Genomic DNA, 8433 nt, shown 5'->3' with positions numbered 1-8433 from the left:
CAAACAGATTTTTAACATCATGATCAATTCGTCTGCCAGATTACTTGCCAAAGGGCTTCTAACCAGAAAAAATTCATAGAGAACCTCCTTTTTGAACAAGTTTACCAAAGCTTGCTTGGATTTTTCTTAATCTAAATTTTCCTTATTTTCTAAATTAAGGGCAATCAATTTCCAATCGACGTCATTTTGCCAATCAGGTTGGGAGACAATTTGCTGAGCCACTTTTCTCGCTTCTTCTAGGATAGCGTAATCTTCAATCAAGTCTGCAACTTGAAATTCAGGAATTCCTGATTGTCTGGTTCCGAAAATCTCACCCGATCCCCGCATTTTTAAATCTTCTTCCGCTAAAACAAATCCATTCGTGGTCTCCGTCATGATTTTCATTCTGTTTTTCCCTGATTCTGTTTTGGGATTAGATACCAAGATAGCATAGGACTGTTTTGTACCACGACCAACACGTCCTCGTAATTGGTGAAGTTGACTCAAACCAAATCGATCTGCGTCCATGATAACCATAATCGTAGCATTGGGAACATTGACCCCTACTTCTATAACTGTTGTTGATACCAGAATATCTGTTTTCTTGTCCTTAAAGTCCTGCATGATAGCCTCTTTTTCCTCAGACTTCATCTTACCATGCAACAGGGCTACCTCTGCTCTTCCTAAAAAGAAGGCTGTTAATTCCTCTGATAAGGTAACTGCATTTTTCAAATCCAGGGCCTCGGACTCCTCAATCAAAGGAGAAATGAAATAAATTTGGGCATTTTTTTCTAATTCACCTGAAATCCAGTTTAAGACTGTCTGAAGCTGCTCGTGCTTAACCCAACGAGTAATAATAGCCTTCCGACCCGCAGGCATTTGATCGATAATCGATACATCCATATCTCCAAAAGCAGTAATGGCCAAGGTTCGTGGGATTGGTGTCGCTGTCATCATTAAAACATCCGGATTATCTCCTTTTTCACGTAAAATCCTTCTCTGTTTAACTCCAAAACGGTGTTGCTCATCTGTAATCACCAGTCCTAGCTTATGATAGTTAACACCATCCTGTATGAGAGCATGAGTACCAATAATGACATCTACTTGACCAAACTCAATAGCTGTCAAACGTTCTCTCTTTGTTGCTACTTTTAGACTTCCTGTTAAAAGTGTAAAACGTAAGTCAGGAAATAGTTGCTGTAAACTTTCAAAATGCTGTTCTGCTAAAATTTCCGTCGGAACCATTAGAGCAGCCTGGTAACCTGCTGTTACACTAGCCTGCATAGCTAGACCTGCGACCACCGTTTTTCCACTTCCTACATCACCTTGCAAAAGACGATTCATATGGTTTGGCGATTTCATATCCACCAAGATTTCCTGCAAACTTCGTTCCTGCGCTTTGGTCAGCGGAAATGGCAAGGACTCTATCTGTTTTTGAAGTAGCTCTTCATCGTAGGAAATAACAAGTCCATTTCCTTGGTCTTTCGTCGACTCCTTTAACACTTGCAGCTGCATCTGAAAGTAAAATAGTTCTTCAAACTTAACGCGTCGCAAGGCTTGCTTATACTCCTTTAAGTCTTTTGGAAAATGCATAGCTGCCACACTCTCAGAGCGTCCCATCAGACGGTACTTATCTAGCAAAAGTTGAGGTAGAGTTTCCTCTATCAATAAATCCAGTCCCTGCTCAAAAGCTATCTTAATTACTTTGACCAAACTAGCTTGTGAAATTCCTTGAGCTACTCGATAAACGGGTTGCAAGTCATCTTCTACTTGAGCCAATAATTTCATCCCTGTTAAACTAGCCTTGGTTTTATCCCATTTTCCAAAGATGGCAATAGAAGAACCCAGTTCAATTTTATCTGCGAGATAGGGCTGATTAAAAAAGTTAACGGCAACAATCGCTTCTCCTTGCTTAATGGAAAAGCGCAGACGATTGCGCTTAAAACCATAGTAACTGACATTGGCAGGTGTAACGACTGTCCCTGAAATTACAGCCTTCTCCCCATCCTCTAACTCCCAGATGTTTTTAGATTTAAAATCTTCGTAACGAAAGGGATAGTATAAAAGAAGGTCTTCCAAACTCTCAATCCCTAATTTTTTATACTTTTCGGCCGACTTAGGACCAATACCAGGTAATACGCTCAACGGCTGATGTAGGTTCATTGCCCCTCCTTTCTATCCTATCCACTCCATTAGACTTCATCTACTCTCGTGATTCTTTTATTGTTTACTATAAATCCTAGGAACTCGATCACTAATCAGACAGACAACCTCATAATTAATCGTGCCACGCTTCTCAGCGACATCTGTCGCAGTAATCTCCTTTTGTCCGTTTACTCCAATTAACGTTACCTTGGTAGTAATAGGATAGCGATGAGGAAGCTGAACCGTAATCTGATCCATAGAGACACGTCCAACAATTGGACAAATAGCCCCATCAATTAGTACAGAAAAACCCTGCATGTCTCGAGTCCACCCATCTGCATATCCAATCGGAATCGTTCCAATCCACTGCTCTTCATCCAGCAGATAAGTCGCACCGTAACCTACGGTATCCCCTTTATTCAATTTTTTAACTTGGACTAACTCAGATTCTAGACTCAAAGCAGGTTTCAATTCAAAAGGAAGCTTCAAGCTGTTTCCACTTGGGTTCAATCCATACATCATATCCCCCATTCGCACTGCATTTAAGATAGTAGTAGGATGCCAAAGAGTCGCGGCAGAGTTACTGCTGTGGACTAATAGCCCATCAGTTGGTAATGCAGCTAACACAGCCTCAAAACGGCAAACTTGTTGCTGAAACTGCTCTTGATTTTCTTCATCAGCAGTAGCAAAATGGGTAAAAATGCCTTCTATCTCAGCTCCAGCAGCCTGCAAATTCCGTATTGCTTGCTCGGCTTCTGACGCATCTCTAAACCCAATCCTTCCCATTCCCGTATCAATTTTAAGATGAACCTTCAATCCCATTAAATTGGGATGAATCGCTAGAAGATTTTCTACCCATTCCATACTTGAAACCGTGCAAGCAATTTGATGCACAATAGCTAGTTCAATAGCTGAAATCTCTGATACACCTAAAATCAGAATGGCTTTCGCAATACCTGCCTCTCTTAATTCTAGAGCTTCATCTATATTTGACACACAAAATCCATCCACAATCGGTTCTATAAAATTAGCAACCTCTACCGCCCCGTGGCCATAGGCATCTGCTTTAACAACAGCCCATTTTTTACTTTCATTAGGGATATGCTTTGTAATTTGCTGAATATTGTAAGCGATCGCAGCTAAGTCAATGCGTGCAACTGTTGGTCTATGTGGGCTCTTCTTCATGATTTTCCTCCAAAATAATGCTGGCTTGAGCCAAATCTCCCGTATGACTGATTGACACCCAAACCTTCCCTGGAAAAGGTGACTTACTGCAGAAAGGTGCACCCTTAGAATCATTCAGAAACTCTATATCTAAAAATGATAATTTCCCGATTCCTGTTCCCATAGCTTTTGAAAAAGCTTCCTTTGCCGACCAGCGACCAGCCAAATATTCCATCTGTTTCCTTTGATTTAAAGAATGAAAACGTTCCATCTCTGCTGCTGTCAATACTTTTTCAGCAAATCGAGGTTTTTTTAAATAAATCTCTGTGATGGATGAAATACTTTCGATGTCAATACCGTGTCCAATAATCATATTTCTTTATTTTAAAAGGGAGCGAAGCAGAACTCAACATCAGTCATTTTCGCCGCCTCACTCCTCTATCTTATTTATTTGTGTCCCAGTGTGTCATAGATTTCCTGAACAAGCTGCACAGTGTTTTCCCATCCAAGACAAGGATCTGTAATGGATTTTCCAAAGACAACTGGCTCATCTTGACGACCATCTTCTAGGTAAGACTCTATCATAAAGCCACGAACCGCTTTTTTTATACGCTCATTCCACTCACGGTTGATGAGGGTTTGTCGAACAATCCGAACCTGTTCTAGATATTGTTTACCAGAGTTATCATGGTTCGTATCAATCATGATAAATGGATTTTCAAGTCCCATTGCTTCATACTGGTCAATTGTATCTAACACATTATCATAGTAGTAGTTGGGAATATTTTTTCCGTATTCGTTCAAAGCACCCCGAAGTATTGCGTGTGCTAGTGGATTCCCTGAGGTCTCTACTTCTTCCCCGTTAAAAAGGAAACTTTGTTTGTTTTGAGCAGCATAAATCCCATTAAACATCACATTTAGATTTCCAGATGTTGGATTTTTTAGCCCTGTTGGTACATCAATCCCTGAAGCAACAAAACGGTGTTGCTGATCTTCAACCGAGCGCGCCCCGACCGCAATGTAGGATACCAAATCATCTACCAAAGGAAGATTTTCTGGATAAAGCATTTCATCAGCCGTTGTTATACCCGTTTCAGTAATCACACGGTAATGAAGATTGCGTACTGCCTTAATTCCATTGATCAAACTTGGCGCTTCTTTGGCATCTGGCTGGTGGATTAGTCCTTTATAACCATCACCATTAGTACGAGGTTTTGCGGTATAAACACGCATCACCATAAAGATGCGGTCTTTCACTTCTTCTTGTAATTGTGCAAGACGGTTAGCATACTCTAAAACTGCTTCTTCATTATCAGAAGAACAAGGACCGATTACTAAAAGAATTCGGTCATCTTCACCACGCATAATTGCAGCGAGTTCCTTGTCCCTTGCTTCCTTACGTTCTAGAGCAGTTCCCTCTAATTTTGAAATTTGACGTACTGCTTCTACATTAATGGGTTGGCTAGTTGCTTTAAATGTCATATTTTTCCTCTTCTTTCAAAGCCATAGCCAACTAGTATAGAAAACAGCTAAGCTTACTCCTAAAGTAAGTTAGCTGATATTTTCTTAGTGGCTACGACCATGGCAATTTTTTACTTTTTTACCTGATCCACATGGACAAAGATCATTACGGCTAAGTTTCGTAATATCAATATCTGCAGGTAAAGATGCATTTTGTGCAGCGATGTTTCTCGTTGCTGACGTCGAAACAGCATGTTCTACTTGTGGTCTCTCTTGATCATGAATTTGTGCTTTCATCATCAAACGAGTCACATCAAATTCAATTGAACCAATCATATCATTGAACATACGGAACCCTTCAGACTGGTATTCTACAACTGGATTGTTTTGTGCATAACCTCGAAGACCCACAGCATTACGGAGTTGATCAAGGGCGTCTATATGATCCGTCCATTTGTTATCGACTACACGAAGGATAAGCACTTTTTGAAACTCGCGTACTGCTTCTTCATCACGAAGTTTACTTACTTGATTATCATAGACTTCAAGAGCCCGCTCATAAAGCTCATCTTTAATATCCTGATCCGATAAACCGTTCAAATCATCCTCTGAGATGGCATCCTCTGAAAGAAGATTTTGGCGAGCAAAATTAAGAATCCCCTCAATGCGCTCTTCTTTCTTAGAACGACTATGACTGTCGACCACACGATTAATCGTTCGCTTAATCATAGCTTGAATTTCTGGAGCTAAATCACGATCAGCTGTAATGACATCGTAACGCTCCGCATAGATAATCTCACGCTGTTCTCTCATAACATCGTCATACTGTAAGACTTGCTTACGAGAGTCGTAGTTGTTCCCTTCTACACGTTTTTGCGCCGCTTCCACCTGGCGAGTTAACATACGAGACTCGATAACCTCATCTGACATATTGAGTCGCTCAAAAATCGCCTTTAACCGCTCTGAACCAAAGCGTTTCATAAGATCATCCTCCAGTGAGAGATAGAATTGAGACTCCCCTGGATCACCTTGACGACCTGAACGTCCACGAAGCTGGTTGTCGATTCGACGACTTTCATGGCGTTCTGTACCAATAACAGCCAAGCCACCCAATTCACGTACACCTTCACCAAGCTTAATATCTGTACCACGGCCAGCCATATTGGTTGCTATGGTAACTGCTCCACGTTGACCTGCATTCATAATGATTTGAGCTTCACGATAGTGGTTTTTGGCGTTCAATACTTCATGAGGTACTCCCGCAGCAACTAGTTTTTTGGATAGATAATCACTGGTTTCAACTGCGACCGTCCCCACCAAAATCGGTTGTCCTTTAGCATGACGTTCTTTGATATCCTCGACAACTGCTTTAAACTTAGCCTCTAGACTAGCAAAAAGCAAATCAGAATGATCTATCCGCTGGATTGGTCGATTGGTAGGGATTGGAATGATGCGAATATTGTAAATCTCGCGGAACTCTTCTTCCTCAGTCTTACCTGTTCCTGTCATACCAGCCAGTTTTTTATACATCCGGAAAAGGTTCTGATAAGTAATCGATGCAGAAGTCTTGCTCTCATCTTGAATCGGAACGCCTTCTTTTGCCTCTATCGCTTGGTGTAATCCGTCTGAATAGCGCCGTCCCTCCATCGTACGTCCTGTAAATTGATCCACAATCAGGATTTCCTGTTCTTCACTCACCACATAATCCACATCCAAAGCCATAATGTAGTTCGCACGAAGGGCATTGTCAATAAAGTGAGTCAGCGCAACGTTTTCAACGTCGTAAAGATTACTCAATTTAAAATAACTTTCTGCCTTATCAATTCCCGAGTCAGCTAACCCAATCGTTTTAGAAGGAATATCAATGATATAGTCATCGGTGTTCAAAGTTTTAACATAATGATCAGCCAAGTGATAAAGCTGATTGGTCTCAGAAGATGTCGGTCCAGACACGATAAGGGGTGTTCTAGCTTCGTCAATCAAGATAGAATCGACCTCATCTACAAGAGCATAGTTGAGAGGGCGTTGCACCATACTTTCAGCACGTACTACCATGTTGTCACGAAGATAGTCAAAACCAATCTCAGAGTTAGTCGAATAGGTGATATCACATGCATAGGCTTCCCGCTTTTCTGCAGGAGATTTGGCCGCTAAATTAATACCAACTGACAAACCTAACCATGAATAGAGTTCGCCCATCTCAGTAGCATCACGTTCTGAGAGGTATTCGTTAACCGTAACAACGTGAACCCCTTTTCCTGCTAGGGCATTGAGATAAACTGGCATCGTCGCTGTCAAGGTTTTTCCTTCACCCGTACGCATTTCTGGTACATCACCATGGTGAAGAACAATTCCTCCCATTACCTGAACCTTGTAGGGGAAAAGTCCTAAAACTCGCTTAGCTCCCTCACGAACAACTGCGAAGGCTTCATAAAGCAAGTCATCAAGTGATTCACCATTTTGGTAACGCTCCTTGAATATTCCTGTCTTTTCTTTCAACTCTTCATCCGACAGGACAGCCATTGTTTCCTCATAAGCTAACACCTTATCAGCCATTTTTTCTAGACGGCGAAGTTCACCTTTATCATTTTCAATAATTGTTCTTAAAATATTTGCCATTGTTTCCTTACTAGAGTAGCCACTAGTCTTCTATTTTCTGCCAGCTACTTAAATAATATATGATTTGTAAATCTAAAATGTTCTTTTCATTATAGCATTTTTCACTCATTCTTTCAAGAAAGAAACTAGAATTTACTCTTTCCCATCCTTCTTAAAAAGACAACAAAAAGCAAGACCAACCAAGTAGTCAGACTTGCCTTTTACTGGTGTCCTATCTTATCAAGGATGACTGACAATCAACTGCAAATCTCCCGAAATGCTCCAAGTTTGAACATCACTAGGTAGAATAAAATGCTGTCCTTTTTCAAGCTCATAACACCGTTCATCTATCCAGATTTCGCCAATCCCTTCAATCACACTAACAAGATAGTAATCGGCCTCCTTTTTAAAATGAGTCTCACCCTCTATTTCCCATTTATAAACCACAAAAAAGTCATTTGAGACTAAAAGAGTTGAAGTTAAACTATCTGCTTGAACTGTAACTGGACGACTATTAGCTGGTTTTCCGATTGTTAAGACATCAATGGATTTTTCCAAATGCAATTCTCGGAGATTTCCTGCATTGTCTCGACGATCAAAGTCGTAGACTCGATAAGTCGTATCACTAGATTGCTGCGTTTCTAAAATCAAAATACCGCTACCTATCGCATGCATTGTCCCACTCGGTACATAAAAGAAATCCCCTGCCTTAACAGGTACCTTCGTTAACAACTCTTCCCAATTCCCATTCTCAATCTTCTGACGAAGTTCTTCCTTGTTTTGCGCCTGATGACCGTAGACAATTTCTGCACCCTCATCAGCCGCAATAATATACCAGCACTCTGTTTTTCCTAACTCCCCTTCATGAGCTAATCCATAAGCATCATCAGGGTGAACCTGAACACTTAACCAATCATTTGCATCCAAAATCTTCGTCAAAAGCGGAAAAACAGGCTCCGGCCGATTGCCAAATAACTCTCTATGTTCCGCATAGAGTTTATCCAGTTTTTGACCAGCAAAACGTCCATTGCTCACCGTTGAAACTCCGTTTGGATGAGCAGAAATCGCCCAAAATTCTCCCGTTTT

6 protein-coding genes are annotated in these 8433 nt (G+C 41.0%); all 6 read right to left on the bottom strand.

Translation table 11 applies throughout. The annotated features are described in order from the left end of the window. Positions 1-126 precede the first annotated feature (126 nt). On the bottom strand, positions 127-2142 hold the full coding sequence (gene recG / locus STRDD10_RS03940; RefSeq protein ID WP_067193303.1) for an ATP-dependent DNA helicase RecG: 2016 nt from the start codon (positions 2140-2142) through the stop codon (positions 127-129). 57 nt (positions 2143-2199) lie between these two features. Beyond that, positions 2200-3309 (bottom strand): alanine racemase, encoded by a 1110-nt coding sequence (gene alr, locus STRDD10_RS03935; RefSeq protein WP_067193301.1) that lies wholly within the window; start codon positions 3307-3309, stop codon positions 2200-2202. Beyond that, positions 3290-3661, bottom strand: a complete 372-nt coding sequence (gene acpS, locus STRDD10_RS03930; protein WP_067193299.1) for a holo-ACP synthase — start codon at positions 3659-3661, stop codon at positions 3290-3292. Before acpS ends, alr begins: the two co-directional genes overlap by 20 nt. 74 nt (positions 3662-3735) lie before the next feature. Then, positions 3736-4770 (bottom strand): 3-deoxy-7-phosphoheptulonate synthase, encoded by a 1035-nt coding sequence (locus tag STRDD10_RS03925; RefSeq protein WP_067193297.1) that lies wholly within the window; start codon positions 4768-4770, stop codon positions 3736-3738. A gap of 84 nt (positions 4771-4854) precedes the next feature. After that, positions 4855-7368: a preprotein translocase subunit SecA gene (gene secA, locus STRDD10_RS03920; protein WP_067193295.1), complete on the bottom strand. Its 2514-nt coding sequence runs from the start codon at positions 7366-7368 to the stop codon at positions 4855-4857. Positions 7369-7587: 219 nt separating this feature from the next. Next, positions 7588-8433, bottom strand: an 846-nt coding sequence (manA, locus tag STRDD10_RS03915) for a mannose-6-phosphate isomerase, class I (RefSeq protein ID WP_067193293.1), incomplete at its 5' end; no start/stop codon positions are given.

Source organism: Streptococcus sp. DD10, assembly GCF_001578805.1.
In the GTDB taxonomy this organism is placed as follows: domain Bacteria; phylum Bacillota; class Bacilli; order Lactobacillales; family Streptococcaceae; genus Streptococcus.
The sequence above is the reverse complement of the archived record's forward strand: the minus strand, read 5'-3'. Positions and strand labels throughout refer to the sequence as shown.

Coding starts and splice junctions, on each gene's coding strand:
- recG (WP_067193303.1), bottom strand. CDS start 2,142: ATGAACCTACATCAGCCGTTGAGCGTATTACCTGGTATTGGTCCTAAG.
- STRDD10_RS03925 (WP_067193297.1), bottom strand. CDS start 4,770: ATGACATTTAAAGCAACTAGCCAACCCATTAATGTAGAAGCAGTACGT.
- acpS (WP_067193299.1), bottom strand. CDS start 3,661: ATGATTATTGGACACGGTATTGACATCGAAAGTATTTCATCCATCACA.
- alr (WP_067193301.1), bottom strand. CDS start 3,309: ATGAAGAAGAGCCCACATAGACCAACAGTTGCACGCATTGACTTAGCT.
- secA (WP_067193295.1), bottom strand. CDS start 7,368: ATGGCAAATATTTTAAGAACAATTATTGAAAATGATAAAGGTGAACTT.